Below are 24,791 nucleotides of genomic sequence, written 5' to 3'. Positions count from 1 at the left end.
CTGTGCACTCCCCAGCAAGCGGCCACTAGCAAACGCCCATGCCCAGTTGCATCAGCGCCAGGCCACCTCGATGCCACCCCCACCAGGCCAATACCAGCAGCAACACCAGAATCACCAGCGCCAGCGGCCTGGACCAGCGGGAACTCATGCCGCCCCCATTTGCGTCTGCAGGCGCGCCACGGGCCGCTCACGGACCGGCCAGTTCAAGGCCGCGGCCAGCAGGCTCAGGAGGATCGCCACCTGCCAGATCAGGTCGTAACTGCCCATGCGGTCATAGACCACACCACCCAGCCAGCCACCGAGGAAGGAACCCAACTGATGGAACAGGAAAACGATCCCACCCAGCATGGAAAGATTTCGCACGCCGAACAGAGTCGCCACGGTGCCGTTGGTCAGCGGTACCGTCGACAGCCAGAGGAACCCCATGGCCATACCGAACAGATAGGCACCGATTTCAGTCACGGGCAGCCACAGGAACAACCCGATCACCACCGCCCGCGCCAGGTACAGGCCGGTCAGTAGCCGCGGCTTGGACATCCGCCCGCCGAGCCAGCCGGCGGTGTAGGTGCCGAAGATATTGAACAGGCCGATCAACGCCAGCACCGTGGTGCCGACGCTGGCTGGCAGATGCTGGTCCACCAGGTAGGCCGGCAGATGGACGCCGATGAACACCACTTGGAAGCCGCAGACGAAAAAGCCGAACGCCAGCAGCCAGAAACCCGGGTGGGCACAGGCTTCGCGCAACGCCTCGCCCAGGGTCTGCTCGCCGGCCAGTACCGGCAGTGGCCTGTCCTTGAGCATCGCCACCAGCGGCACGATCATCGCCACCAGCACACCGAGCACCAGCAAGGCACTCGACCAGCCCAGCCAGCCGATCAGCCCCAGGGTCCCCGGCAACATCGCGAACTGGCCGAACGAACCGGCGGCACTGGCAATGCCCATGGCCATGCTGCGTTTTTCCGGTGCCACCGCCCGCCCGACCACACCGAGAATCACCGAGAAGGAAGTCCCCGACAGGCCAATACCGATCAGCAGACCGGCACTCAGCGACAGGCTCACGGCCGACTCGGACAGCCCCATGAAGACCAGGCCAAGGGCATACAGCACACCGCCGATCAGCACCACCCGGGCAGCGCCAAAACGATCGGCCAGGGCCCCGGTGAAGGGCTGTGCCAGCCCCCAGATCAGGTTCTGCAGGGCAATGGCGAAGGCGAATACTTCACGTCCCCAGCCGAACTGCGCACTCATCGGCGGCAGGAACAGGCCGAAACCATGCCGCACCCCCAACGACAGCGCCAGGATCAGCGCACTCCCGAGAAGAATCCAGCCGCTGCTACGCCAGAGCGATGTCATTATTGTTCTCCGTTAACGGGTATATACCCGCTTTAATTCGAATAAAAAGGCGATTACTCGCCATCCGCCAGTTCATCCAGCAATGCCAGCAAGGCAGCGCGCTTTTCCTCACCCAGACGCTCGGCCAGGCGCTGCTGCGCCGCCTCCCAGGCCGGAAAGGCTTCCTCCAGCCGCTGGGCTCCGGTTTCGGTCAGGCACACCAGACGATTGCGCTGATCGGCGCCCTCACTCATCTTCACCAGGCCCTCGCCTTCCAGTACCCGAAGATTTCGCCCCAGGGTACTGCGATCCAGGCCCATCGCCTCGGCCAGGCCGGAAATGCTCGGCTTATCCAGGCGTCGCAGATTGCACAGCAGAGAATACTGCGCAACGTTGATCCCGAAGCCGTCGAGGGCGCCGTCGTAATGCCTGCTGACGCCACGAGCGGCGCGACGGAGGCTGATGCACAAGCAGTCGGTGGATAACATGATGCGTGTATATACCCGTAACGTTCCAAATACAAGTTTAATCAATGTTCAGGGGTAGGCGAACAGTCCCCCTCAGGCCAGCGCCAGCCCCACCAGCACCGCCATCTCCAGCAACTCCAGCAAGGCACCGGCAGTATCCCCGGTCGTCCCACCCAGCCGCCGCAGCATCAAGTGCCGCAACCAGCCGAAACACACCACCGCCAGCAGCAGCGCCAATGCCCCATGCCAACCCGCCAGCCCCAGGCAGGCCGCCGCGCTGAGCAGCAACACCTGCCAACCGGCCCGCCGTGGCAGATGGTCGGCCAATGCCTGACCCAATCCGCCCGCCCGCACGTAGGGCGTCACCAGAAACAGGCCCAGCAACGCACTGCGGCCGATCAAGGGGGCAACGACCAGCGCGACGGTCTGGCGCTGCTCGATCAGCGCCAGCAAGGCGCAGAACTTCAACAGCAGCACCAGGACCAGCGTCACCACCGCAATCGGCCCGCTGCGCGGGTCCTTCATGATCGACAGGGTACGCTCGCGATCGCCGAAACCACCCAGCCAGGCGTCGGCACTGTCCGCCAGGCCGTCCAGGTGCAGACCGCCACTGAACAGCACCCAGGCCGTCAGCAGCAAGGCGGCGTGCAATAACGCCGGCGTCGCGCTCAACAGACAGTCGATGCCATACAGCCCAGCCCCCAGCAGCAACCCGACCAGCGGGTACCAGAGCAGCGAACGCCCCAGCTCCTGCGGCTGCGGCATGCCCGGCAGGCGGATCGGCAGGCTGCTAAGGAACTGCAGGGCAATCCAGAACGGCAGCGGGTTCAAGACACCTCTCCCAAGCGGCCATCGGCCGACACCTGCAAGGTGAACAGGGCACCATGGGCCACCTCGACCTGCAGCAGTTGTTCGCGGGGCAATCCCCGTGCCCGTGCCAGCAGCAACTTCATCACCCCGCCATGGCTGACCAGCAACACCCGCTCCCCGGCGTAGCGTCGCTGCAAGCCCTCGACCGCCGCCAGCACCCGCTCGGCAAATCGCGATACCGGTTCACCGTCGGGCGGTGTGAAGCCATAAGGGTCAGCCCAGAAGCGCCCCAGCGCTTCGGCATCGGTCTCCATCAACGCCGCCGCGCTCTGCCCCTCCCAGGCGCCGAAATGCAGTTCCTGCAGGTCCTTTTCCAGCTCGACGGGCAGTCCCAGCCGTTCACCCAGTTCCGCGGCGAACCGCGCACAACGCTGCAACGGCGAACTCACCAGCCGGCTCCAGGGCCCCCCTCCAGCACCGCCTGACGCATCTGCGCCCAGCCCTTGTCGGTCAGCGCGTCATCCAGGCTGCCGCGCAAGCCGCCACCCAGCTCGGTCTCGCCATGGCGCAGCAGGTCCAGGTACAACGTGGTCATGCCGGACGATCCGCCACCGCCGCTTCGGCAAAGGTCGCCATCTGGCCGTGCAGGTCACAGGCCAGGCGCACCAGGGGCACCGCCAGGGCCGCACCGCTGCCTTCACCCAGGCGCAGGCCCAGTTCCAGCAACGGCTCGGCCAACAGGCTTTCGAGGACATGCCGATGACCCAGCTCCGCGCCGCGATGGCCAAAGATCAGCCAGTCGCGACAAGCGGGATTCAGCCGCACCGCAACCATCGCCGCCACGCTGCAGATGAAGCCATCGACCAGCACCGCCACCCCTTCCTGGGCACAGGCCAGGTAGGCTCCGGTCAACGCCGCGATCTCAAAGCCGCCGAGGCGAAACAGCGCCTGCAACGGGTCACGGGTCTGTTCGGCGTGCAACGCCAGCGCCCGTTCGATCACCTGCGCCTTGCGGCTGACCCCGGCCGGGTCCAGTCCGGTGCCCGGGCCGGCGAGCAGGCTCGCCGGGCAGCCCAGCAAGGCACAGGCCACGGCACTCGCCGCGGCGGTATTGCCGATGCCCATCTCGCCACCAATGAACAGCTCGCTGCCGGCCGCCACCGCTCGGCGCACACTGTCGCGCCCGGCTTCCAGCGCCTGCAGACCCTGGGCCTCGGTCATCGCCGGGCCCAGGGTGAAATTCGCCGTACCGGCACCGATCTGCAGGTGACGCACGCCCGGCAGGTTGAGCATCGGCGTGACGGTGCCGAGGTCATTCACATCCAGTTGCGCGCCCAACTGCCGGGCCAGCACGCTGATCCCCGCACCGCCACCGACAAAGTTGGCCAGCATCTGCCCGGTGACCTCCTGGGGATAGGCCGACACGCCCTCGGCGACCACGCCATGGTCACCGGCGAAAATCGCGATCCACAGGTGATCGACCCGCGGCTTGAGCCGCCCCTGCAGACCGGCCAGTTGTACCGCCACCTGCTCCAGCAGGCCCAGGGAGCCGGTCGGTTTGGTCAACTGCTGCTGGCGCTCGAACGCCGCCTCCCGGGCTTGCCCGTCGATTGCCTTGCAGGGGTCCAGCCACCACGATTGAGTCATAACGCAGGTCCTTTCAGAGTCAGGGGCAGGCCGGCAACGGTCAGTACCACACGCTGACAGCGCTCGGCCAGGGCTTGATGCAGCCAACCGGCTTCATCGACATAACGGCGAGTCAATTCGCCCAGCGGGACGACACCGAGACCGGTCTCGTTGCTGACAAAAATGATTTCGCCCGGCAGTGACGCCAGGCAGTCCAGCAGGGCATCGCGCTCGGCGCGCAGGCGCTCGGCATCGTCCAGCATCAGCAGGTTGGTCAGCCACAGGGTCAGGCAGTCCACCAGCAGGCAGGTATCGGCCGCCGCGTTATCACGCAGGACCTGCGCCAGTTGCAGCGGCTCTTCGATCAACCCCCAATGGCCAGGCCGTCGCTGGCGATGCAAGGCAACCCGCTCGTTCAATTCGCCATCCAGCGGTTGGCTGGTGGCGACATAGATCACCGATAGCCCGCTCTGCGCCGCCAGCCGCTCGGCCAGGCGACTCTTGCCGGAACGGGCACCGCCCAGAATCAGTTGCTGCATATTCGATCGACCCGCTTAATCAAGTCCGCACAGCTCGCGCAGGCGAGCCGTGTCCAGGTGTCGCTCGACCAGATCGGCCAGGCGTTCGATATCCCGCTCGCGCAGGGCGTGATAGTCCACCTCCTGCACCGCTTCCAGCCCTGCCCAGCGCAACAGCGCGGCGCAGGAGCGGGGCGACTCGAACAGGCCGTGCAGGTAGGTACCGAGAATCTGTCCGTCGGCGCTGCAGGCACCGTCGCAGCGCCCATCATCGAGCTGTACCGCCGGCCGCTCCAACGCCACCCCGGTGGTCACCCCGGCATGAATCTCGTAGCCACTGATTTCGGCATTCTCCAGCGTCAGTTGCCCACGCACATTACGCAACTGCTTCTCCCGCTCGAGTTCGGTGCTGAACGCCAACAGGCCAAGACCGGCACTGGAGCCCGGCGCGCCCTCCAATCCCAACGGATCGTGCACCTGCTCGCCGAGCATCTGCAGGCCGCCGCAGATGCCGAGCAGCTTGCCGCCATAGCGCAGGTGCCGGTTGATCGCGATGTCCCAGCCGTTCTGGCGCAGATAGGCCAGGTCGCTGCGCACGCTTTTCGAGCCGGGCAGGATGATCAGGTCCGCTGCCGGGATCGTCTCGCCGGGGCCGACGAACCGCAGGTCGACCTGAGGATGCAGGCGCAATGGATCGAAATCGGTGTGGTTGCTGATGCGCGGCAGCACCGGCACCACCACTTTCAACACCTGGTCGAGCTTGTCGATCTGGCGCCGATCCAGGCCATCCTCGGCCTCCAGGTGCAGGTCCATGACATAGGGCAACACGCCGATCACCGGCTTGCCGGTGCGCGCTTCCAGCCAGTCCAGCCCAGGCTGCAGCAGGGCGATATCGCCGCGAAAACGGTTGATGACGAAGCCCTTGACCCGCGCCTGCTCGCTCGGCGACAGCAGCTCCAGGGTGCCGACCAGGTGGGCGAACACCCCGCCGCGGTTGATGTCGGCGATCAGCAGCACCGGGCAGTCCACCGCTTCGGCAAAGCCCATGTTGGCGATATCGCCGGCCCGCAGGTTGATCTCCGCCGGGGAGCCGGCCCCCTCGACCATCACCACCGGGTAGTCATGGCTCAGGCGCTGGTGGGACGCCAGCACCGCCTGCATGGCGATGGTCTTGTAGTCGTGATAGGCGACCGCGTTCATGGTGGTCACGGCGCGACCATGGACGATCACCTGGGCCCCGGTGTCGCTGTTGGGCTTGAGCAGCACCGGGTTCATGTCGGTGTGCGGCGGCAGGCCGGCGGCCTGGGCCTGGACCGCCTGGGCCCGGCCGATCTCGCCGCCGTCGGCGGTCACCGCACTGTTGAGCGCCATGTTCTGTGGCTTGAACGGCGCCACGCGGACGCCCTGGCGGGTCAGCCAGCGGCACAGGGCTGTCACCAGCGTGCTCTTGCCGGCATCCGAGGTGGTGCCCTGGACCATCAGAGTGCTCATGGGTGTTCCTCGTTGTAGGCCTTGAGCGCCTGCTCCAGACGCGACCAGCCGGCCTCGTCGGGTGGCAGGCCAAAACGCAGGCTGCTGTTCTGGACGAACAGGCGCAGCAGGATGCCGCGCCGCGCCATGAATTCGTGCAGGTGCTCGGCGCGACTGGTGATCAGCCACTGGAACAGCGCACAGCCGCCCTGGGGGGCGAAGCCATGGTCTGTCAGCAACGCCACCAGGCGCTGGCTGGCCTGTTCGGTCCGCTGCCGCTGCCGGGTGTGGCCATCGCTATCGGCCAGGCACACCTGTCCCAATACCCGCGTCGGCCCCGCCACGGCCCAGGGGCCGATCTGCTCGGCCAGCAGCTTGAGCAGCTTGCGCTCGGCGAGGACGAAGCCCAGCCGCACGCCGGCAAGGCCAAAGAACTTGCCGAACGAACGCAACACGATCAGCCCGACCTTATGGGTATGCGCCGCCAGGCTATGCTGCGGGGTGTTGTCCATGAAGGCCTCGTCGACCACCAGCCAGCCGCCCCGCTGGGCCAGGCGGCCATGCCAGTCCAGCAACTGCTCGGCCGACAGCTTCAGGCCGGTCGGGTTATTCGGGTTGACCACCACCAGCACATCGAGGCTGTCGAGAAAGAAGTCGATCTCGTGCTCCAGTACTTCGCGCACGATGTAACCGTTGCGACGCCAGGCCTCGGCATGCTCGGCATAACACGGTGAAAGCACGCCGACCTTGCCGCTGCGGCGCAATTGCGGCAACGCCTGGATCGCGGCCTGGGAGCCGGGTACCGGCAGGGCCAGCGGCGCACCGTAATAGGCGCAGGCGGCCAGTTCCAGGCCATCGTCGGTTTCCGGCAGACGCGCCCAGGCGCGCTCGGGAATCGCCGGAATCGGCCAGGACCAGGGCGCCAGGCCGCTGGACAGGTCGAGCCAATCCGCCTCGGCAATCCCGTATTGTTCCACCGCCTTGCGCAACCGCCCGCCGTGCTCAAGCATAAAACTCAGCTCCCAGACAGAGAACCAGCAACCATAGCCATACCCCGCGCTGCACCAATTGCCAGCCGCGATCGATCGCGTCGGCATCGGCAGCCGGGCCCTCCCCCAATTGCGGACGCTGGTGCAACTCGCCGTGGTAGATCGCCGCGCCACCCAGTTCGACCCCCAGGGCACCGGCACCGGCCGCCATCACCGGCCCGGCGTTCGGACTGTCCCAGGTCGGTCCCTGGGTGCGCCAGCACTTCAGCGCCAGGCGGGTCTTGCCCAGCAGAGCGTAGGTCAAGGCCACCAGCCGGGCAGGAATATAGTTGAGCAGGTCGTCGATCCGTGCCGCCGCCCAGCCGAAACGCTCGAAGCGCTCGTTACGATAGCCCCACATGGCGTCAAGGGTATTGCTCAGTCGGTACAGCACCACCCCGGGCACGCCGGCGACGGCAAACCAGAACAGCGCGGCGAAGATCGCATCGCTGCCGTTCTCCAGCACCGACTCGGTCGCGGCGCGGGCCACCGCGGCCTCGTCCAGTTCCGAGGTCTGCCGGCTGACCAGGTAACCCACGCGCTGGCGCGCCAGTTCCAGGTCGCCACTGCGTAGCGCCTGGGCCACCGGCGCCACATGCTCGCCCAGGCTGCGCATGCCGAGGGCACAGTAGAGAAACAGGATCTCGATGAGCCAGCCGATACAGGGCGCCCACGACAGGGCCGTGGCCAGCAGCGTCAGCGGCACCACCGCCAGCACCCAGGCCGTCACGCCATGGCTGCGCCAGCCACGGCCGCCGGAGTTGAAGCGTTGTTCGATGCGATCGGCCAGACGACCGAACGCCACCAGCGGATGCCAGCGCCTGGGTTCGCCCAGCAGCGCATCCAGCGCAACCCCGGCGACACTCAACAACGCCACACTCATTGACTCACTCCCCAGTAGTTTTCATACAACAGCTCATTCAACGGACGCGGTTGCGCCCAGCCTTCCAGTGCCAGCATCGGCGCCGGGTAGAACGCCTCGACCGGCCCCAGGCACAGCACCGCCAGTGGTTTGGCACCCTCAGGCAAGCCCAGCAGGTCGGCCAGCGCCTGCGGTTCGAACAACGACACCCAGCCCATGCCCAGGCCCTCGGCCCGCGAGGCCAGCCAGAGGTTCTGGATCGCGCAGGACAACGACGCCATGTCCATCTCCGGCAACGTCCGGCGACCGAAAATGTGTCGCTCACGCCCGTCCATCAGCGCGGCCACCAACACCTCGGCGCAGTCATCGATGCCCTCGACCTTCAACTTCATGAACTCGTCGGAGCGCTCGCCCAGGGCCTCGGCGGTGCGCACCCGTTCCTCTTCCACCAACTGCCGGATTTGCCCGCGCAACGCGCGATCGCTGATGCGGATGAACCGCCAGGGCTGCATCAGGCCGACACTGGGCGCCTGGTGCGCCGCCTCCAGCAGCCGCGCCAACAGTTCCGGTGCCACCGTGCCGCCGCTGAAATGACGCATGTCGCGCCGCTCGGCAATGGCCCGGTAGATGGCCTCGCGTTCCTCTATGGAAAAAACCTTGTCTGTCATGGCCTCTGCGCAGTGCCTGCGCCCACATCGACTGCGCCGGCCCTGGCATGCTCAGAAATGCAATCCTGCGGATGCGGCGCCAACAGCGCGGCAACCGCCCGGGGATTGGATGGAAAATAGAAATGCACATAGGAGGCGGTCGTGCGCCCCTCACGATAGACCGCCTCTGCGCCTCGCCCACCATTGGGGCTCTGCCCACGGGCAATCGGCGCCAGCTCGGTGGTGGTCAACGAGTGGTGGTACGTATGCCCGCGCAGCAAGCCTTCCGGCAGTTCCACGGCCTGCAGGGCCAGAGCGGCCAGGCGTTTCTGCATCACCGCCTCTCCCGCCAGCAAGCCGAGCAGTTCGGCCCGCTGGCCGTCGACATCGGTCAGCGCCTCGAGCAAGTAAAGCATGCCACCGCACTCGGCGAGCAGCGGCTTGCCCGCCGCGTGGTGCCCACGGATCGCCGCCAGCATCGAATGGTTCTGCGCCAGCATCCGGTGGTGCAATTCCGGGTAGCCGCCCGGCAGGTACAGACTGTCGGCCGGCGGCAGTTCGGCATCATGTATGGGCGAGAAGAAGCACAGCTCGGCCCCCAGCGCGCGCAACAGATCCAGGTTGGCGCCATAGATGAAGGCAAACGCTTCGTCGTGGGCCACCGCGATTCGAACACCGGCCAATAGCGGCTCGACGGCCGCTGCTGGCGGTGCGGCGAACTCGACCGCCGGCGGCAAGGCGACTTCGCAACTGGCGCCCAGGGCCTGGGCGGCGACATCCAGGCGACGATCCAGGTCGTTCAGCTCGCTGGCCTGGACCAGCCCGAGGTGCCGGCTCGGCAGCTCGATCCCGGTCTCGCGGGAGAGCGCACCGTACCAACGCAGGCCTTCGGTCAGGCTGCCTTCGAGCAATTGCGCATGACGCGGGGTACCGACCCGGTTGGCCAGCACCCCGGCGAACGGCAGGTCCGGCTGGTAGCGCGCCAACCCCAGGGCCAGCGCGCCGAAGGTCTGGGCCATGGCCGTACCGTCGATCACCGCCAGCACCGGCACACCGAAGTGCCGCGCCAGGTCGGCGCTCGATGGCGTGCCGTCGAACAGCCCCATGACCCCCTCGATCAGGATCAGGTCGGCCTCGCCCGCCGCTTCCCAGAGCAGCCGACGGCTTTCCTCGGCACCGACCATCCACAGGTCGAGCTGGTACACCGGTGCGCCACTGGCGCGCTCGTGAATCATCGGGTCGAGAAAATCCGGGCCACACTTGAATACCCGGACCTTGCGCCCCTGGTTGCGATGCAGACGCGCCAGGGCCGCTGTCACCGTGGTCTTGCCCTGGCCGGAGGCCGGCGCGGCAATCAGCACCGCCGGGCAATGACGCGCCTGAGTCATAGTTCGATGCCTTTCTGCGCCTTGATCCCGGCCTGGAACGCGTGCTTGAGCAGGCCCATCTCGGTGACGGTGTCGGCCAGGTCGATCAGCTCCGGCTTGGCGCCGCGCCCGGTCACCACCACGTGCTGCATCGGTGGACGGGCCTGCAGGTCGCTCAGCACCTGGTCCAGATCCAGATAGCCATGCTTGAGGGCGATATTCAGCTCATCGAGCACCACCAGGCCGATCTCCGGGTTGGCGAGCATTTCCCGGGACACCGCCCAGGCCGCCTCGGCCGCGGCGATGTCACGCTGGCGGTCCTGGGTTTCCCAGGTAAAGCCCTCACCCATCACGTGGAAGCGCACCTGCTCGGGGAAGCGGCGGAAAAACAGCTCCTCGCCGGTGCTGTTGCGGCCCTTGATGAACTGCACCACGCCGCACTGCATGCCGTGGCCCATGGCCCGGGCGAGCATGCCGAAAGCCGAGCTGCTCTTGCCCTTGCCGTTGCCGGTCAGCACCAGCAGCAGGCCACACTCGTTGGGGGCATTGGCGATACGCTCGTCGATCACCGCCTTCTTGCGCTGCATGCGCGCCAGGTGGCGTTCGTCGCGCTCGGGGGACTCGTTCATGACAGCTCTCCGTTGGGCTGGATAACGCAAACGGCGGGCAGACGCAGGCACGGCCAAAGCCGTCCAGCATCGCCCGCCGTGATGCTGTGGAATGGATCAGGCCGGTCTCCGGGCTCATGAGCGCGCGAACGCGGGACCGCGCGCCTTCCCATGCCGTCGGCACAGTGGCGAAAAGCGCAGTCTTGACTCATTTACCGTTGCGGGGGCAGCGCCGGGATCGCGCCTCTCGAAGGGCTCACCGGCTTCCCTGTTTCACTCTGTTGACACCGGGCCACAGAGCACCTGAAACAAGCCGGGAAGGTTAGAGGGTTGGGGGTGGAGCGTCAATTGAAGTCGACCGCCAGCCCCGGCGAACGGTGGCATGAACAGGAGAAATGAGCCTCACGAGGAAAACTCATTTCTCCTGAGGGTAAAGGTGGGAATAACGTTTCTCCACATAACACCTCAGTGAGGCAACGGCGTGCACCTGATCAAGCCAAACCTGCGTCAGCACTACCCGATAGCCTTCTCGGCCCAGGGCAGCACGATCATGACCGATGACAACAGGACGATTCTCGATGGCTGCTCCGGCGCCATAGCCTGCTCCCTGGGTCACGGCCACCCATACATCATCGATCGGATGCGGATGCAAGCCCACAGGCTCAGCGCCGCCTATCGCACACAATCGCTGAACCTCCCGGCCGAGCGATTGGCACAAAGACTCTGCAGCAAGCTCGGGCAGGCCGGAGCATTTTTCGTCAATAGCGGTTCAGAAGCCGTGGAGGCAGCCTGCCGCACTGCAATTCAATACTGGGACGAGGTCGGCCGGTCAAAAAAGAGACATATCTTGAGCAGGACCATCAGCTATCACGGCTCGACCCAGGCCAGCCTGTCCCTATCCGGTCATTGGCCCAGGCGTCGCAATGTCTGCAGTCCCGACCAACGGCCAACAATTCCCACCCCCTACTGCTACCGCTGCCCTTACGGCAAGAGCCGCAAGGCCTGCCAACTCGCCTGTGCCCAGGCACTGGAAATCGAGCTGGGCCAGATCGGGGCCGACGCAGTGGCGGCCCTGCTCATAGAGCCCATCACCGGAGCTTCAGGAGCGGCCATCCTCCCACCGGCAGGCTACCTGGAAACGATCAGCGACATCTGTAAACGCAACGATGTACTGCTGATCGCCGATGAGGTACTGACTGGCCTCGGTCGCACCGGCACCTGGCTGGCCATGGACCACGGTCAAGTCAAGGCCGACATCAGTGTGCTGGGCAAGGGTCTCAATGCGGGATATTTCCCGTTGTCCGGCATCCTGGTGACAGAGGCGATCAAAGAGGCAATCGAACTGGGTAGCGGGGTGTTTTCCTACGGCCACACCCATTCCAATCATCCCATAGGGGCCGCAGTTGGCCATGCCGTCCTGGACGTGCTCGAAACCGAGGGCCTGGTACCTCTATCCGCCAGCCGCGGGCCAATCATCGAATCATATCTGCAGCGGTGCACGGACAGCTCACCCATCATTGGCCAGATTCGCGGGGCAGGCATGTTATGGGGAGTGGAAATAGTCCAGGACAAACCTCGCAAAACACCCTTCGTACCGGGTGCCCAAGCCGCCGAAAGCCTGGTACGGCTCGCCTGGGCCAAAGGCCTGAATCTCTATCCCGCCAGCGGTTTTGCTGCACACCGGCATGGTGACGCAGTGATTTTTGCCCCGCCCCTCAACACCCCTATGCCCATGCTTGAGGAAATGCTTTTACTCCTTGAGCAAATCCTCCAGAGCGCTCCCGGCCACCTGCACAAGGAAGCTCATCATGCCTGACCTCATCGGTCGAATCGGACTGCTGAGACATACCGTCCAACCGATCGACCTGGCCACACACTGGAACAATGACATCCCCGCCCTCGCTACCCCGATACTGCTTTGGCTGTCAGAGCTGGCGGCAATGATGGCCATCGAGGGTTTGCTACCCGATACCCTCATGACCGTCGGCATCGCCCATGACAGCCAGCACCTGGCCCCGACACCGGCAGGCTTTACCCTTAGCGTGCGTGCCACGGTCATCCAGGCAACCGATAAAAGCATCGAGTTCGCAGTCGAGGCGAGCGATGGCTCGGAACGCATTTTATCGGGCCTCCACACGCGAGCGGTTGTCGATCGCAAGGCCTTCAAGGCACGGGTCGCCAATAAGCATCCCGGCTTGCAACCATGAATCGACCAGTCATGCGGGCCGAGCGCAGTCACTCCCGGATTCTGTTACTGGTAACCGGCTCCGCGCTGTTAGGAGTTGCGCCGGTCATTGTCAAGGCCCTGCCTTTCGATGCCGAAGTCTCGGCCTTCTACAGGGTCCTGTTGGCGATCCCGTTCATGCTGCTGATCTGTGCACTCCAACCCGTGCAACTACTGCGCCTACCCAGGAACTGGAACTTCTACGGACTGGCATTGCTGGCAACATTGTTCTTTACCGCCGACCTGGCGGTGATGCATCTGGCGATCAGACGCACCGATGTCGCGGTCGCCACTCTCCTGACCAATTGCGCACCTTTCTTCGTGGTACTGATGGGACTGCTCGGGATCATCGACAAGCCCAGGAAGATCGAAATTCTTTTCCTGTTGCTGGCGATCGGCGGCATGTACGTGCTGTGTATCATGGGTAAGCCGGTTACCCGCGACTACGCAGGAGAGGGTATCGCCCTACTCGCTGCGTTCTTTTATGCGGGCTATATCGTGAGTATCAAGAAGCTCAGGGAGTATGACTGCACACCTGCCCTGCTCATGCTGCTCATCACGGCAAGTTGCAGCCTATTGCTGTTTCCGACGTTTATTCTGTCTGGCGCCCCAATCCCCCATGACAGTTCCACCTGGTTACTGCTCCTGGCATTGGTGTTATGTGGCCAGGTGGTCGGGCAACTGCTGGTGACCCTTGCCCTGAAAAAGCTCTCGGCCTCATTCAGCTCATTAGTGCTGCTCCTGCAGCCGGTCATTGCGACAATCCTGTCCTGGTCGTTGCTCGGCGAAGTGCTGACAGCAATCCAGCTATCAGGCATGACAATCATACTGCTGGCTATTACTGCCAGTTCGCTGTTGCCTGGACAAACGCAGTAGCAAGTATTTACACAAACCTAAACAGGAGTCTCCCTACACGAATGCCAGCAAACTTCCGCTGACAGCCGAAAAAGGGAGGAGAAGGATAGTCTCTTATCAACTGAAAGCCTGTCGCGATGAAACTCATCAACATCGATATGGATCTACTCAGGGCTCTTGTTTATGTCAACGACACCAGAGGGTTCACCCGGGCAGCCGAAAAGCTTTTCCGCACGCAATCGGCCATCAGCCTGCAGATAAAGAAACTGGAACAGCTTACTGACAGGCAACTGCTGGAGCGAGGAAAGGAAGTACGCCTGACACCCGCCGGGCTGAAAGTCCATGAGTATGCCTTGAAGATACTGCGGCTCAATGACGAACTGATCAGTTCGGTGGTCAACGAGCACATGCCGTCATGCATCAGGATCGGCCTACCCGAACTGCACGACCCGCAGGTCATCGGGAAAATACTCGACAGCACTGGACCCTTCAATGTCCACTGTTCATTCCTGAGCGACCGCAGCGCAAACCTTTCGAAAATGGTCGACTGCCACCTCCTGGATATTGCCTTCCTGTTGCAAGCCGCCCCAACTGATGGACCAACTCTCAGCAATATTTCCTTGAGCTGGGTATCAGCCCACGGCTCCCGACTGCACCAGGACACACCCATTGCCCTGGCACTACCGGCGCCGGGCAGTACCATTCACCAGATAGCACAGAAGGCCCTGGAAGATCACGGTAGAAGTTTCAGTATTCTTTGTAGCGCCAGCGACCTCATCCCCCTTGAAGCAGCGATTGCCGCCGACAAAGCCATCGGCGTACTGCCGACACGTGGAGTTCCCGTCGGCCTGCACATCATCGACACCGACGAACTGCCACCCCTTCCCCAATTGCACCTGTCCGCCAAGATCTCCTCCCAGGCCAGCCCGGCAGTCAATAGTCTGGCCATCCAGATGATGGAAGCCCTCAACACCATCAGCGCAGCGACAGTTTCAACATCTGATTGAAGATATTGACCCTCTGTATGTCGTTGGTGCCACCTGCGATCTTCAAACCTGCAGCATCACGCAAGCACTTGCCGATCCTGGGATCGCAGTCGCCTTGGTGACCATGGATCTGCATCAGGCTTTCGGCAGTTCTCGTCAGGCTCTCGGCCGCCTGGTACTTCGCCGTGGAAATGGGGTAGAACCCCCTGCACTGGAGTGCTTTTTATGGACGCAATGCCCAGCCCTGCCCAACGAGTTCCAGCAATACCCCCGATAACGGCGGTCAATGCCCCGAACCATCCAGCGCAGGCTGCAGGAGGAAGGATTGAACCTGTATCGATCCGACCTCTCTATTGCTGGGCAAACACAAGCATCAATGGAGATTCAACATGTTCCAGCAGAAACACGCGCTGATCATTCTGCTCGCCAGCGGATTGGCTGCTTGTGGCGAAAGTTCCAGCCTGTCGGTAGCCGACGGCACCGGCCCTTCGCCCAAGCTCCCGGAACCGAACAAGACCCTGATTCCCACCGTCAACATCGCCCCGGCCATCGGCTGGCCCGAAGGCGCGCGGCCCCTGACGGCGGCGGGCACCCAGGTCAATGCATTTGCCGAAAACCTCGACCATCCACGCTGGCTGTATGTACTGCCCAACGGCGATGTACTGGTCGCCGAGACCAATGCCCCCGACAGGCCCGATGACAACCAGGGCATCCGCGGCTGGGTGGCCGGCAAGGTCATGGACCGCGCCGGAGCCGGCGTACCCAGCGCCAATCGCATCACGCTGTTGCGCGACGCCAATCACGATGGGGTCGCGGAAACGCGCACGACCTTCATCGAAGGCCTCAACTCGCCGTTCGGCATGACGCTGGTGGGCAAGGACCTGTACGTGGCCGACACCGATGCCCTGTTGCGCTTCCACTACGAGGAAGGTGACATCACGCTCAAGGCCAAGCCTCAGAAGGTCGTCGACCTGCCCGGCGGCACACTCAATCACCACTGGACCAAGAACGTCATCGCCAGCCGGGATGGCAGCAAGCTCTACGTCACGGTCGGTTCCAACAGCAACGTCGGCGAAAACGGCCTGGACAAGGAACAGGGCCGTGCGGCGATCTGGGAGGTCGACCCGGCGAACGGCAACCACCGGATCTTCGCCTCCGGCCTGCGCAACCCCAATGGCCTGGCCTGGGAACCCCAGAGTGGCGCGCTGTGGACGGCGGTCAACGAACGGGACGCGATTGGCAGCGACCTGGTGCCGGACTACATCACTTCGGTGAAGGATGGCGCCTTCTACGGCTGGCCCTACAGCTATTACGGGCAGCACGTGGATGTCCGGGTGTCGCCTTCGGATCCAGCCATGGTTGCCAAGGCCATCGCCCCCGACTATGCCGTCGGCCCCCACACCGCCGCCCTCGGGCTGACATTTGCCCAGGGCAGCAGGCTGCCAGCGCCTTTCACCCAGGGTGCGTTCATCGGCCAGCATGGTTCGTGGAACCGCAAACCCCACAGCGGCTACAAGGTGATCTTCGTCCCCTTCGCCGACGGCAAGCCGAATGGTCAGCCGGTGGACGTGCTGAGCGGTTTTCTCGACAAGGAGGAAAACGCCATGGGCCGGCCCGTGGGCGTGGCGATCGATCGCCAGGGCGACCTGCTGGTGGCAGACGACGTCGGCAACAAGGTCTGGCGTGTTTCACCGGCCAGGCAGTAACAGCCCGCGCTAACGCTTGCGACAGAGCGTCAGGCCATCGCCCAGGGGCAGCAGTGACAGGTCGACCCGCGCGTCATCCTTCAAGGCCCGGTTAAGGGCCTGGATGGCCCGGGTGTCCTCGCTCTGGGCCTGCGCCTCCAGGACCCGTCCGCTCCACAGGGTGTTGTCGAAAATCGCCAGACCACCGACCCGCAGCAGACGCAGGGCGCTCTCCAGGTAATGCGGATAATTGGCCTTGTCGGCGTCGATGAAGATCAGGTCGAAGGATTCGCCCTGCCCCTGGCGCTCCAGTTCGGCCAGGGTGTCGAGGGCCGGCGCCAGACGCAGTTCGATGCGCGAGGCCAAGCCGGCCTCGCGCCAGTAACGCCGTGCCGTGGCGTTGTAGTCGCCGGGAATGTCGCAACACAGCAGCGAACCGTCTTGCGGCAACGCCGAGGCCATACACAAGGCGCTGTAGCCGGTGAAGGTACCGACTTCGAGCAGGCGTCGGGCGCCGGTCAGGCTGACCAGCAAGGCGAGGAACTGGCCCTGCTCGGGCGCCACCTGCCAGCGCGCCATGGGCAGCGCCTGGGTTTCCTCGCGCAGACGGCGCAGCAGCGGCGTCTCGCGCAGGGAGACCTCCAGCAGGTAGCGGTAGAGCGCATCGTCGAGCTGCAGGGTGCGGGCGGTCATGACAACCTCACGCCAGCCGGTGGATGGTTACGGAATCCGCGCCAGATGCTCGGCCGGCAGGACCCGCTTGGCATTGAGGTAGGCACGCTGCCAATAGGCCTTGGACAGGCTGTCCAGCTTGACCGTTCCGCCGGTGGCCGGGGCGTGGACGAAACGCCCCTCACCCACGTAGATCCCCGCATGGCTGACCTGGGAGCCGCCGTTGGTGGCGAAAAAGATCAGGTCGCCGGTCTGCAAGGCATCCTGTGGCACGTTCGGCGCACGCATCACGATCATTTCGCGGGTCGAACGCGGCAGGTTGATACCTGCCATATCGCGGTAGACATAGCTGATCAGCCCGCTGCAATCAAAACCGGAGTCCGGGGTATTGCCGCCCCAGCGATAGGGCGTCCCGACCAGACCCAGCGCCCGGAACAGCACGTCTTCGGCTTCCGGCGAGGTAGGCTGGGGCGAGGCGAACACCACGGGACGGGTCACCGGGGCCGGAGGGGGTGGCGGATGACTGGCACAGGCACCGAGCAATGCGGTGAGGGCAACGAGGGCGATGCGGGCCGAGATCGACATATGCAGAAATCCTGACTGAATGTGGCTTGCTCTGCCGTGGCGTAGAGAAATCAAAACCGCGCAGGCATAGCTTGCGCGGTCAGGCACTCAACAATAAGTCAGGATTCTAGCGGTTACGCGCCAAACTTCAAGTATCACTTTAACTTCGGACGTTTTTTGTACAGCGCAGCTGCCAGTGAAGCTTAGCAGCTTGCACGCCAGCCGTGGCTGGCGGCACTGAAACGTCCGACGCTTTACTTGTTGCTGGCTGTGACCGTGGTTGGAGCCATCGCCAGGGCGCGCTTGGCTTCAATGAAGGTCTTGCTCCAGTAGCTGTCGCCCAGGCTGTCCACCCGCACGCCACCACTGCGACGGCTGCTGGAGTGGATGAACTGGTCATCGCCCAGGTAAATGCCGGCGTGGCTGACACGACCGCGGCGACCGTTGGTGGCGAAGAACAGCAGGTCACCCGGCTTGAGCTTGTTGCGGGCCACCAGCGGCGCCTTCACGTTGATCATCTCACGCGTGGAGCGCGGCAGGTCCAGGCCTGCTTCCTCACGGAACAGATAACCGATGAAGCCGCTGCAATCAAAGCCGGAAGTCTCGCTGGTACCGCCGAAACGATAGCGGGTACCGATCAGCGACATGCCGCGCTCGAGAATGCTGTCGGCCAGTACAGGCAACTGGTAAGGCTTGCTGTCGGAGAACTCGGCGAGTTCCTTTTCAGTAGCCAGTTCATCATCCAGCACTGTGGAGGATTTGACGCCAGAAACCGAAGCGGCCCTGGCCGAATTATCTACCTGCTGTTGCGAAACTGGCGTATGCGCCGCGCAACCAAAAAGCAAGGTAACGAGTGCGAGAGGCACGAGGGGTGCGAAGCGATTTAGCATGGGCACGACCGTGGCTGAGTTTGTTAGAAGGTGTGACTATGCCTTCTATCACCCTCATTTGCAAATTTTATCAGGCAAAATGTGACTCGGTTGTATCTTGAAAACATCTAAGGGCTTAATACCCGAACGTCTTTCAAGCGCCTGAAAATTGACTTAAGCGCGGTTTTTTCGTGTCTGTAATTTGACGAAAAGCCCTGAAACCCCCGATAACCGGGGACTTTGCCGGTGCGTTACCAGCCCAGGGTTTCCTTCAGGAACGGGATGGTCAGCTTGCGCTGGGCCTGCAGGGAAGCCTGATCGAGACGCTCGAGCAACTCGAACAACGCACTCATGCTGCGAGTACCACGAGTCAGGATGAAATGTCCTACTTCATCGGTCAGGTGCAGCCCACGCCTTGAAGCACGCAGTTGCAAAGCACGCAGTTTGTCTTCGTCGGAAAGCGGGCGCATCTGGAAAATCAGCGCCAGGGTCAGCCGCGACTTGAGGTCGGCCAGCTTCACCGGCAGCTCACGGGGCGAGGTCGAGGCGGCTATCAGCAGGCGCCGGCCACTGTCACGCAAACGGTTGAACAGGTGAAACAGCGCCTCTTCCCAGTCGGCCCGGCCGGCGATCACCTGCAAGTCATCCAGGCAGACCAGCTCGTACTGTTCGAGGTTATCCAGCAGCTCGACCCCACGGTCCATCAACTCGGCCAGCGGCAGGTACACCGCCGGCTCACCCAACTGCTCGAAACGCAGGCACGCGGCCTGTAACAGGTGGGTACGCCCCACGCCGTGCTTGCCCCACAGATAGATCAGGCTTTCCGTCCACCCGGCGTCGGCCTCGCATAGCCGCTCGACATAGCCGAGTGCAGCGGCATTGGCGCCTGGGTAGTAGTTGATGAAGGTAGCGTCATCCCGTAGACGCACACCTAGGGGCAGCTGAATCGGTTTCATGCTGACTGAACAGTTCCCGGGAACCGTTAGTGGCCTCTGTGTAAAGTCTGCAAAGTTTATACCCGTGACGCCGGGCGCACAATGCAACAGACCACAAGCAAAATCAAAGGTTTGCGTTAACCAAAGGAAAGCATCGTCAAAACTTGCACAGCCCCTGCAGGAACCGACTTGCGGACAGCACACTCAAAACGCCGCCCGCCGGCCGACCATTCCTACAGAAGGCGGCATCAGAGATCAGGATCCTCCTGACCGCCATACATGTCCGATTCCTTGTACAGATCATGGACATGCCGCACCAGCACCATGATCACCGCCGCCACCGGCAACGCCAGCAGCACCCCGGTGAAACCGAACAGTTCGCCGCCGGCGAGAATCGCAAAGATCACCGCCACCGGATGCAGGCCGATGCGATCCCCCACCAGCAGCGGCGTCAGCACCATACCCTCAAGGGCCTGGCCGACCATGAACACCGCGACGATGCCGATCATCGGGTACAACTCGCCGCCGAACTGAAACAACCCGGCGGTGATCGCCGCGCCAATCCCGATGACGAAGCCCATATAGGGCACGATGGCCGCCAGCCCCGCCAACAGGCCGATCAACAACCCCAGCTCCAGGCCGACCAGCATCAGGCCACCGGCATAGATGCCGCCGAGCGCCAGCATCACCAGCAACTGCCCGCGCACGAAGGCGCCGAGCACGTCGTGGCATTCACCGGCCAGGGCGACGATGCGACCTTCCTGCTGGCGCGGCAGCAGGCTGCAGATCTTCGCCATCATCAGGTCCCAGTCCCGCAGCAGGTAGAAGCTCACCACCGGGATCAACACCAGGTTGGCCAGCCAGCCCATCAGTGCCAGGCCCGACGCGGTGGCCTGGGACAGCACCACACCGACGATATCGGTGGTCTGCCCCATGTGCTCGCTGATGGCGGCCTTGACCTTGTCGAACTTCCAGAAGCCGTCCGCCAGGCCGAACTTTTGCTGCGCCCAGGGCATCGCGGTGTGCTGCAGCCAGTCGAGCACCTGCGGCGCCAGCTCATAGAGTCGCACCAACTGCTTGGCCAGCATCGGCACCAGCACCAGCAGCAAGGTCATCAGGATCAGGGTGAACAGGGCAAACACCGTGACCACGCCCCAGGTCCGCGACAGGCCGAACTTCTCCAGCCGGTCGACCACCGGGTCGAACAGGTAGGCCAGCAGGATACCCACCAGGAACGGCGACAGGATCGGGTGCAGCAGATACACCAGCAAACACAGCCCAAATGCCGCGCCCAGCCAGATCCATCGGCGAATGTCAGTCATGGACGATTCCAGCCTTATATATAGAAGAAAAATGAATTACCAACGAAAGCGCAGTTGCGGTGTTGCAACCGGAGCCGCATTGGCCGCCGCCGGATCGCTCGCCGCCGGGGCCGGCGCGGGCGCCTCGCCCGCAGGCACCTCCTGCAACTTCGCCAACCCCAGTTGCGCGCGCAACTGCTCCGCGCTGCCACTGACCTGATAGACGATGCGGTCGCCGTCCACGCTCACCGGCCGACCACCGAACGGCTCGAGCAGGCGCTCCAGCGCGCCATAATGCTCCAGGGTCATGCCCTGCACTTCCAGCAACTGCTCGGTGGCCACCCCCGGCTTGACGGCGAAACGTGGCGCCAGGCGCTCGCTCACTGCCAGCAGCACGGCATCGGCCAGCGCCGCGGTGTCCGCGCCCTGCACCGTACCCTGCTCCTTCTGGCCGCCCAGCCACAGGCGCCACTTGGCCTCCCACTGCGCACCGTTCTGGCGGGCATGCACCGCCAGCAGGGCATCGGCGCCATATCGCTCGGACGCCGCCTGCAACGGCGTGGCATCCGAACCCTCGAGATTCTTCGCGGTGGCGACGATCTGCTCTTCCAGGTCAGCCAGCGGCAGGCGCAGTGGCAGGCCGCGATGCTGCGCCGCGCGACGCAATGGCTCCGCCGCCGACTGGCCATCACCCACCAGGCTCGAACCCTCGGTGGAATCGTTCAGCCACCAGCCGAGAATCGCGGGGCGATTGCTGCCCCACAACGACAACCCGGCGCCGCGCAAGGCGCGGTCGGTGCTCACCGGGTCGAAATCCACCTGCAGGCTCTCCGGTGGCCCGGCGTCGTAGCCATACTGGCTGATGATCTGCTGCGGGTCCTTGCGCACCTCGGCCAACCCCGCGCTCTGCAGCGCCTTGGGGTCACCGGTGAGGCGCAGCACCAGGGTTTCCAGCGCCCGCTGGGTGGCCTGGTTGCGCTCATCGGGGGACTGGCTGCTGACCGGCTCGCGCACCTGGTACAGCCCATTGAAGGTTTCGGCATGGATCGCCAGGCTCAACAACGACAGGCAACCGGCACTCAGTAACTTGAACAGACGCATGGACAATTCCCGACAGGCAGAAAACGGCTTGGAACGACCGCATGAATACAAAGGGACAGGCGTGTGACCACAGCGCAGTGCCATCATTCATACCATCACGAAAGTTTTTCCGCTGTCATCAAAGACAGCGGTTGATGAGGCTATACCTTATACAGCAGCGCCCGATGCAGCCAGCGCCGACAGCCACGGATTTTTTCGCCGATATCGCCCTGCCCGTCGGCCCGAGGATGGCCGCTGCTGCTCAAGCCTGATAAAATCGCGCGCCTTCGCAGACCGGCAATGGCCGGACAACTGAAAAGCCGACTTGCAGTCGGCCTTGCGGTGGTCCCGTCGTTCCCGGTCGATACCCCAAGAATCCCCCCTATAGGCCTGGATCATGAGCAAGCAACCCTCCCTGAGCTACAAGGACGCCGGTGTAGACATCGACGCCGGTGAAGCATTGGTCGAACGCATCAAAGGCGTGGCCAAGCGTACTGCGCGTCCGGAAGTCATGGGCGGCCTGGGCGGCTTCGGCGCCCTCTGCGAGATCCCGGCCGGTTACAAGCAGCCGGTCCTGGTCTCCGGCACCGACGGCGTCGGCACCAAGCTGCGCCTGGCGCTGAACCTGAACAAGCACGACAGCATCGGCATCGACCTGGTGGCCATGTGCGTGAACGACCTGGTGGTCTGCGGCGCCGAGCCGCTGTTCTTCCTCGACTACTACGCCACCGGCAAGCTCAACGTCGACACCGCCGCCCAGGTGGTCACCGGCATCGGCGCCGGCTGCGAGCTGTCCGGCTGCTCCCTGGTCGGCGGCGAAACCGCTGAAATGCCGGGCATGTACGAAGGCGAGGACTACGACCTGGCCGGCTTCTGCGTCGGCGTGGTTGAAAAATCGGAAATCATCGATGGCTCGAAAGTGGCCACCGGCGACGCCCTGATTGCCCTGCCTTCTTCCGGCCCGCACTCCAACGGCTACTCGCTGATCCGCAAGATCATCGAAGTCTCCGGCGCCGACATCGAGAACACCCAACTCGACGGCAAGCCACTGACCGACCTGCTGATGGCGCCAACCCGCATCTACGTCAAGCCGCTGCTCAAGCTGATCAAGGAAACCGGCGCAGTCAAGGCCATGGCCCACATCACCGGTGGTGGCCTGCTGGACAACATCCCGCGCGTCCTGCCGGCAGGCGCCCAGGCCGTGATCGACGTGGCCAGCTGGCAGCGTCCGGCGGTGTTCGACTGGCTGCAGGAAAAAGGCAACGTCAACGAAACCGAGATGCACCGCGTGCTGAACTGCGGCGTCGGCATGGTCATCTGCGTGGCCCAGGAACACGTTGAAAGCGCCCTGAACGTGCTGCGCGAAGCCGGCGAACAGCCTTGGGTCATCGGCCAGATCGCCGTGGCCGCCGAAGGCGCCGCCCAGGTCGAGCTGAAGAACCTCAAGGCTCACTGATGTCCGAGCCGATAAGCCCGACCTGCAGCGTCGTGGTGTTGCTGTCGGGCTCCGGCAGCAACTTGCAGGCCCTGATCGACGACGTGCGGACCGGAGGCAACCCGGCCCATATCGCCGCGGTGATCTCCAACCGTGCCGACGCCTACGGCCTGCAACGCGCCAGGGACGCGGGTATCGAAACCCGCGCCCTGGATCACAAGGCCTTCGAAGGCCGCGAAGCCTTCGATGCCGCCCTGATCGAACTGATCGACGCCTTCAATCCGCAACTGGTAGTCCTGGCCGGCTTCATGCGCATCCTCAGCGCCGATTTCGTCCGTCACTATCAGGGGCGCCTGCTCAATATCCATCCTTCGCTGTTGCCCAAGTACAAGGGCCTGCACACGCACCAGCGCGCCCTGGACGCCGGCGAAGCCGAGCATGGCTGCAGCGTACACTTCGTCACCGAGGAACTCGATGGCGGGCCTCTGGTCGTACAGGCTGTGGTTACGGTAGAGTCTGGTGATTCGGCGCAGAGTCTGGCGCAACGGGTGCATACCCAGGAACACAGGATTTACCCCCTGGCGGTACGCTGGTTCGCCGAAGGGCGCTTGCGCCTTGGCGAACAGGGTGCCTTGCTGGACGGCCAGCTACTCGCGGCCAGCGGTCATTCGATTCGAACCTAGGAGATTTTATGCGTCGCGCTTTGCTCTTCGCTCTTACCCTGCTCGCCCTGCCCGTGGTGCAGGCGGCGGATCTTCAGCCGTTCTCCGCCAGCTACACCGCAGACTGGAAACAACTGCCCATGAGCGGTTCGGCCGAACGCAGCCTGAAGAAAAACGACAACGGCACCTGGACCCTGAACTTCAAGGCTTCCATGATGATCGCCAGCCTGACCGAGGAAAGCACCCTGCGCCTCGAGAAGGACAAGCTGCTGCCACAGACCTACACCTTCGAGCGCGGCGGCCTGGGCAAGGCCAAGAAGATCAACCTGGACTTCGACTGGGCGAGCAACAAGGTCACCGGTTTCGAAGGCAAGGACTCGGTCAACCTGCCCCTGGAAAGCGGCATGCTGGACAAGTCCACCTACCAGTTGGCCCTGCAGCGTGACGTGGCCGCCGGCAAGAAGAGCATGAGCTACCGGGTTGCCGAAGGCACCGATACCGACACCTACGACTTCCGCGTGATCGGCCCGGAAAAGGTCCAGACCAAGGCCGGCACGATCGATGCGATCAAGGTCGAGCGGGTACGTGATCCAACGCAGAGCAAGCGCATCACCCAGATGTGGTTCGCCAAGGACTGGGGCTACATCCTGGTCGCCCTGCGCCAGGTCGAGACCGACGGCAAGGAGTACAACATCATGCTCCAGGACGGTACCGTCGACGGCAAGCCCGTCAAGGGCAACTGAGCCACCACAACGCCAATAAAAAGCCCCGCCGGATGCGGGGCTTTT

27 protein-coding genes, 1 pseudogene and 1 riboswitch are annotated in these 24,791 nt (G+C 63.8%); of the genes and pseudogenes, 8 read left to right on the top strand and 20 right to left on the bottom strand.

The window, feature by feature from the left end; genetic code table 11:
* Positions 1–25 precede the first annotated feature (25 nt).
* From ACM62G_RS19360 to cobO, 13 genes and pseudogenes are all read right to left on the bottom strand, one after another.
* A complete protein-coding gene (locus ACM62G_RS19360) occupies positions 26–148 on the bottom strand; it encodes a hypothetical protein (protein ID WP_273825956.1) in 123 nt (40 codons plus the stop codon).
* Positions 145–1,353, bottom strand: a complete 1,209-nt coding sequence (locus ACM62G_RS19355; RefSeq protein WP_273825955.1) for an MFS transporter — start codon at positions 1,351–1,353, stop codon at positions 145–147. The genes ACM62G_RS19360 and ACM62G_RS19355 overlap by 4 nt, the downstream gene beginning before the upstream one ends.
* Positions 1,354–1,406: 53 nt before the next feature.
* On the bottom strand, positions 1,407–1,820 hold the full coding sequence (locus tag ACM62G_RS19350) for a MarR family winged helix-turn-helix transcriptional regulator (protein ID WP_054058199.1): 414 nt from the start codon (positions 1,818–1,820) through the stop codon (positions 1,407–1,409).
* Positions 1,821–1,892: 72 nt separating this feature from the next.
* Complete coding sequence (locus tag ACM62G_RS19345; RefSeq protein ID WP_419735357.1) at positions 1,893–2,630, bottom strand: adenosylcobinamide-GDP ribazoletransferase; 738 nt, start codon at positions 2,628–2,630, stop codon at positions 1,893–1,895.
* Positions 2,627–3,204 (bottom strand): annotated as a pseudogene (gene cobC, locus ACM62G_RS19340) (alpha-ribazole phosphatase family protein). The gene ACM62G_RS19345 and the pseudogene cobC overlap by 4 nt, the downstream one beginning before the upstream one ends.
* The gene (cobT, locus tag ACM62G_RS19335) at positions 3,201–4,256 is read right to left on the bottom strand and encodes a nicotinate-nucleotide--dimethylbenzimidazole phosphoribosyltransferase (protein ID WP_419735356.1); all 1,056 of its coding nucleotides are present in this window, start codon (positions 4,254–4,256) and stop codon (positions 3,201–3,203) included. The pseudogene cobC and the gene cobT overlap by 4 nt, the downstream one beginning before the upstream one ends.
* On the bottom strand, positions 4,253–4,774 hold the full coding sequence (gene cobU / locus ACM62G_RS19330; RefSeq protein ID WP_054060602.1) for a bifunctional adenosylcobinamide kinase/adenosylcobinamide-phosphate guanylyltransferase: 522 nt from the start codon (positions 4,772–4,774) through the stop codon (positions 4,253–4,255). The genes cobT and cobU overlap by 4 nt, the downstream gene beginning before the upstream one ends.
* Positions 4,775–4,789: 15 nt before the next feature.
* On the bottom strand, positions 4,790–6,244 hold the full coding sequence (locus ACM62G_RS19325; protein WP_273825950.1) for a cobyric acid synthase: 1,455 nt from the start codon (positions 6,242–6,244) through the stop codon (positions 4,790–4,792).
* Positions 6,241–7,233 (bottom strand): threonine-phosphate decarboxylase CobD, encoded by a 993-nt coding sequence (gene cobD / locus ACM62G_RS19320; RefSeq protein WP_273825949.1) that lies wholly within the window; start codon positions 7,231–7,233, stop codon positions 6,241–6,243. The genes ACM62G_RS19325 and cobD overlap by 4 nt, the downstream gene beginning before the upstream one ends.
* The gene (cbiB, locus tag ACM62G_RS19315) at positions 7,226–8,134 is read right to left on the bottom strand and encodes an adenosylcobinamide-phosphate synthase CbiB (protein ID WP_054060599.1); all 909 of its coding nucleotides are present in this window, start codon (positions 8,132–8,134) and stop codon (positions 7,226–7,228) included. Before cbiB ends, cobD begins: the two co-directional genes overlap by 8 nt.
* Positions 8,131–8,781, bottom strand: a complete 651-nt coding sequence (gene bluB / locus ACM62G_RS19310; RefSeq protein WP_273825948.1) for a 5,6-dimethylbenzimidazole synthase — start codon at positions 8,779–8,781, stop codon at positions 8,131–8,133. Before bluB ends, cbiB begins: the two co-directional genes overlap by 4 nt.
* Positions 8,778–10,148, bottom strand: coding sequence for a cobyrinate a,c-diamide synthase (locus ACM62G_RS19305; RefSeq protein WP_273825947.1), 1,371 nt, complete (start codon positions 10,146–10,148; stop codon positions 8,778–8,780). Before ACM62G_RS19305 ends, bluB begins: the two co-directional genes overlap by 4 nt.
* Positions 10,145–10,756 (bottom strand): cob(I)yrinic acid a,c-diamide adenosyltransferase, encoded by a 612-nt coding sequence (gene cobO, locus ACM62G_RS19300; RefSeq protein ID WP_017902171.1) that lies wholly within the window; start codon positions 10,754–10,756, stop codon positions 10,145–10,147. The genes ACM62G_RS19305 and cobO overlap by 4 nt, the downstream gene beginning before the upstream one ends.
* An 81-nt stretch (positions 10,757–10,837) precedes the next feature.
* Positions 10,838–11,057: riboswitch (cobalamin riboswitch) on the bottom strand.
* A 159-nt stretch (positions 11,058–11,216) separates the two neighbouring features.
* Between cobO and ACM62G_RS19295 the strand changes: the two genes are divergently transcribed.
* The 4 genes from ACM62G_RS19295 to ACM62G_RS19280 all read left to right on the top strand — a co-directional run bounded on the left by ACM62G_RS19295 (position 11,217) and on the right by ACM62G_RS19280 (position 14,821).
* Complete coding sequence (locus tag ACM62G_RS19295; RefSeq protein ID WP_419735355.1) at positions 11,217–12,551, top strand: aminotransferase class III-fold pyridoxal phosphate-dependent enzyme; 1,335 nt, start codon at positions 11,217–11,219, stop codon at positions 12,549–12,551.
* Positions 12,544–12,942, top strand: a complete 399-nt coding sequence (locus ACM62G_RS19290; RefSeq protein WP_054060441.1) for a thioesterase family protein — start codon at positions 12,544–12,546, stop codon at positions 12,940–12,942. The genes ACM62G_RS19295 and ACM62G_RS19290 overlap by 8 nt, the downstream gene beginning before the upstream one ends.
* Complete coding sequence (locus ACM62G_RS19285; protein WP_081006071.1) at positions 12,939–13,835, top strand: DMT family transporter; 897 nt, start codon at positions 12,939–12,941, stop codon at positions 13,833–13,835. Before ACM62G_RS19290 ends, ACM62G_RS19285 begins: the two co-directional genes overlap by 4 nt.
* Positions 13,836–13,951: 116 nt before the next feature.
* Positions 13,952–14,821: a LysR family transcriptional regulator gene (locus ACM62G_RS19280; RefSeq protein ID WP_419735354.1), complete on the top strand. Its 870-nt coding sequence runs from the start codon at positions 13,952–13,954 to the stop codon at positions 14,819–14,821.
* On the opposite strand, the gene ACM62G_RS19275 is transcribed toward ACM62G_RS19280, so the two are convergent.
* The gene (locus ACM62G_RS19275; RefSeq protein WP_419735353.1) at positions 14,790–14,936 is read right to left on the bottom strand and encodes a hypothetical protein; all 147 of its coding nucleotides are present in this window, start codon (positions 14,934–14,936) and stop codon (positions 14,790–14,792) included. The two genes, ACM62G_RS19280 and ACM62G_RS19275, sit on opposite strands and share 32 nt — an antisense overlap.
* Before the next feature lie 253 nt (positions 14,937–15,189).
* Here ACM62G_RS19275 and ACM62G_RS19270 point away from each other — a divergent pair, with 253 nt between their 5' ends.
* A complete protein-coding gene (locus tag ACM62G_RS19270) occupies positions 15,190–16,506 on the top strand; it encodes a PQQ-dependent sugar dehydrogenase (RefSeq protein ID WP_054060437.1) in 1,317 nt (438 codons plus the stop codon).
* A 9-nt stretch (positions 16,507–16,515) separates the two neighbouring features.
* On the opposite strand, the gene ACM62G_RS19265 is transcribed toward ACM62G_RS19270, so the two are convergent.
* The 6 genes from ACM62G_RS19265 to ACM62G_RS19240 all read right to left on the bottom strand — a co-directional run bounded on the left by ACM62G_RS19265 (position 16,516) and on the right by ACM62G_RS19240 (position 21,927).
* A complete protein-coding gene (locus ACM62G_RS19265) occupies positions 16,516–17,178 on the bottom strand; it encodes a class I SAM-dependent methyltransferase (protein WP_054060436.1) in 663 nt (220 codons plus the stop codon).
* Between the two features lie 27 nt (positions 17,179–17,205).
* Positions 17,206–17,742 carry a C40 family peptidase gene (locus ACM62G_RS19260; RefSeq protein WP_273825942.1) on the bottom strand — a complete coding sequence of 179 codons (537 nt, stop codon included), beginning with the start codon at positions 17,740–17,742 and terminating at the stop codon, positions 17,206–17,208.
* A 233-nt stretch (positions 17,743–17,975) separates the two neighbouring features.
* Positions 17,976–18,611: a C40 family peptidase gene (locus ACM62G_RS19255; RefSeq protein ID WP_054060434.1), complete on the bottom strand. Its 636-nt coding sequence runs from the start codon at positions 18,609–18,611 to the stop codon at positions 17,976–17,978.
* 230 nt (positions 18,612–18,841) lie between these two features.
* A complete protein-coding gene (gene hda, locus ACM62G_RS19250; protein WP_054060433.1) occupies positions 18,842–19,546 on the bottom strand; it encodes a DnaA regulatory inactivator Hda in 705 nt (234 codons plus the stop codon).
* A 227-nt stretch (positions 19,547–19,773) separates the two neighbouring features.
* Positions 19,774–20,847, bottom strand: coding sequence for an AI-2E family transporter (locus tag ACM62G_RS19245; protein ID WP_419735352.1), 1,074 nt, complete (start codon positions 20,845–20,847; stop codon positions 19,774–19,776).
* A 36-nt stretch (positions 20,848–20,883) separates the two neighbouring features.
* Complete coding sequence (locus ACM62G_RS19240; RefSeq protein WP_273825941.1) at positions 20,884–21,927, bottom strand: DUF2066 domain-containing protein; 1,044 nt, start codon at positions 21,925–21,927, stop codon at positions 20,884–20,886.
* 376 nt (positions 21,928–22,303) lie between these two features.
* On the opposite strand from ACM62G_RS19240, the gene purM reads away from it, so the two are divergent.
* The 3 genes from purM to ACM62G_RS19225 are packed head-to-tail and all read left to right on the top strand — an operon-like array spanning position 22,304 to position 24,746.
* Positions 22,304–23,362, top strand: coding sequence for a phosphoribosylformylglycinamidine cyclo-ligase (gene purM, locus ACM62G_RS19235; protein ID WP_054059795.1), 1,059 nt, complete (start codon positions 22,304–22,306; stop codon positions 23,360–23,362).
* Positions 23,362–24,024 (top strand): phosphoribosylglycinamide formyltransferase, encoded by a 663-nt coding sequence (purN, locus tag ACM62G_RS19230; RefSeq protein WP_301601408.1) that lies wholly within the window; start codon positions 23,362–23,364, stop codon positions 24,022–24,024. The genes purM and purN overlap by 1 nt, the downstream gene beginning before the upstream one ends.
* Before the next feature lie 8 nt (positions 24,025–24,032).
* The gene (locus tag ACM62G_RS19225; RefSeq protein ID WP_054059797.1) at positions 24,033–24,746 is read left to right on the top strand and encodes a DUF3108 domain-containing protein; all 714 of its coding nucleotides are present in this window, start codon (positions 24,033–24,035) and stop codon (positions 24,744–24,746) included.
* Positions 24,747–24,791 lie beyond the last annotated feature (45 nt).

Source organism: Pseudomonas sp. COR18 (assembly GCF_048568395.1).
GTDB classification, from domain to species: Bacteria; Pseudomonadota; Gammaproteobacteria; order Pseudomonadales; family Pseudomonadaceae; genus Aquipseudomonas; species Aquipseudomonas fuscovaginae_B.
This window is presented reverse-complemented; position numbering and strand designations above follow the sequence as displayed.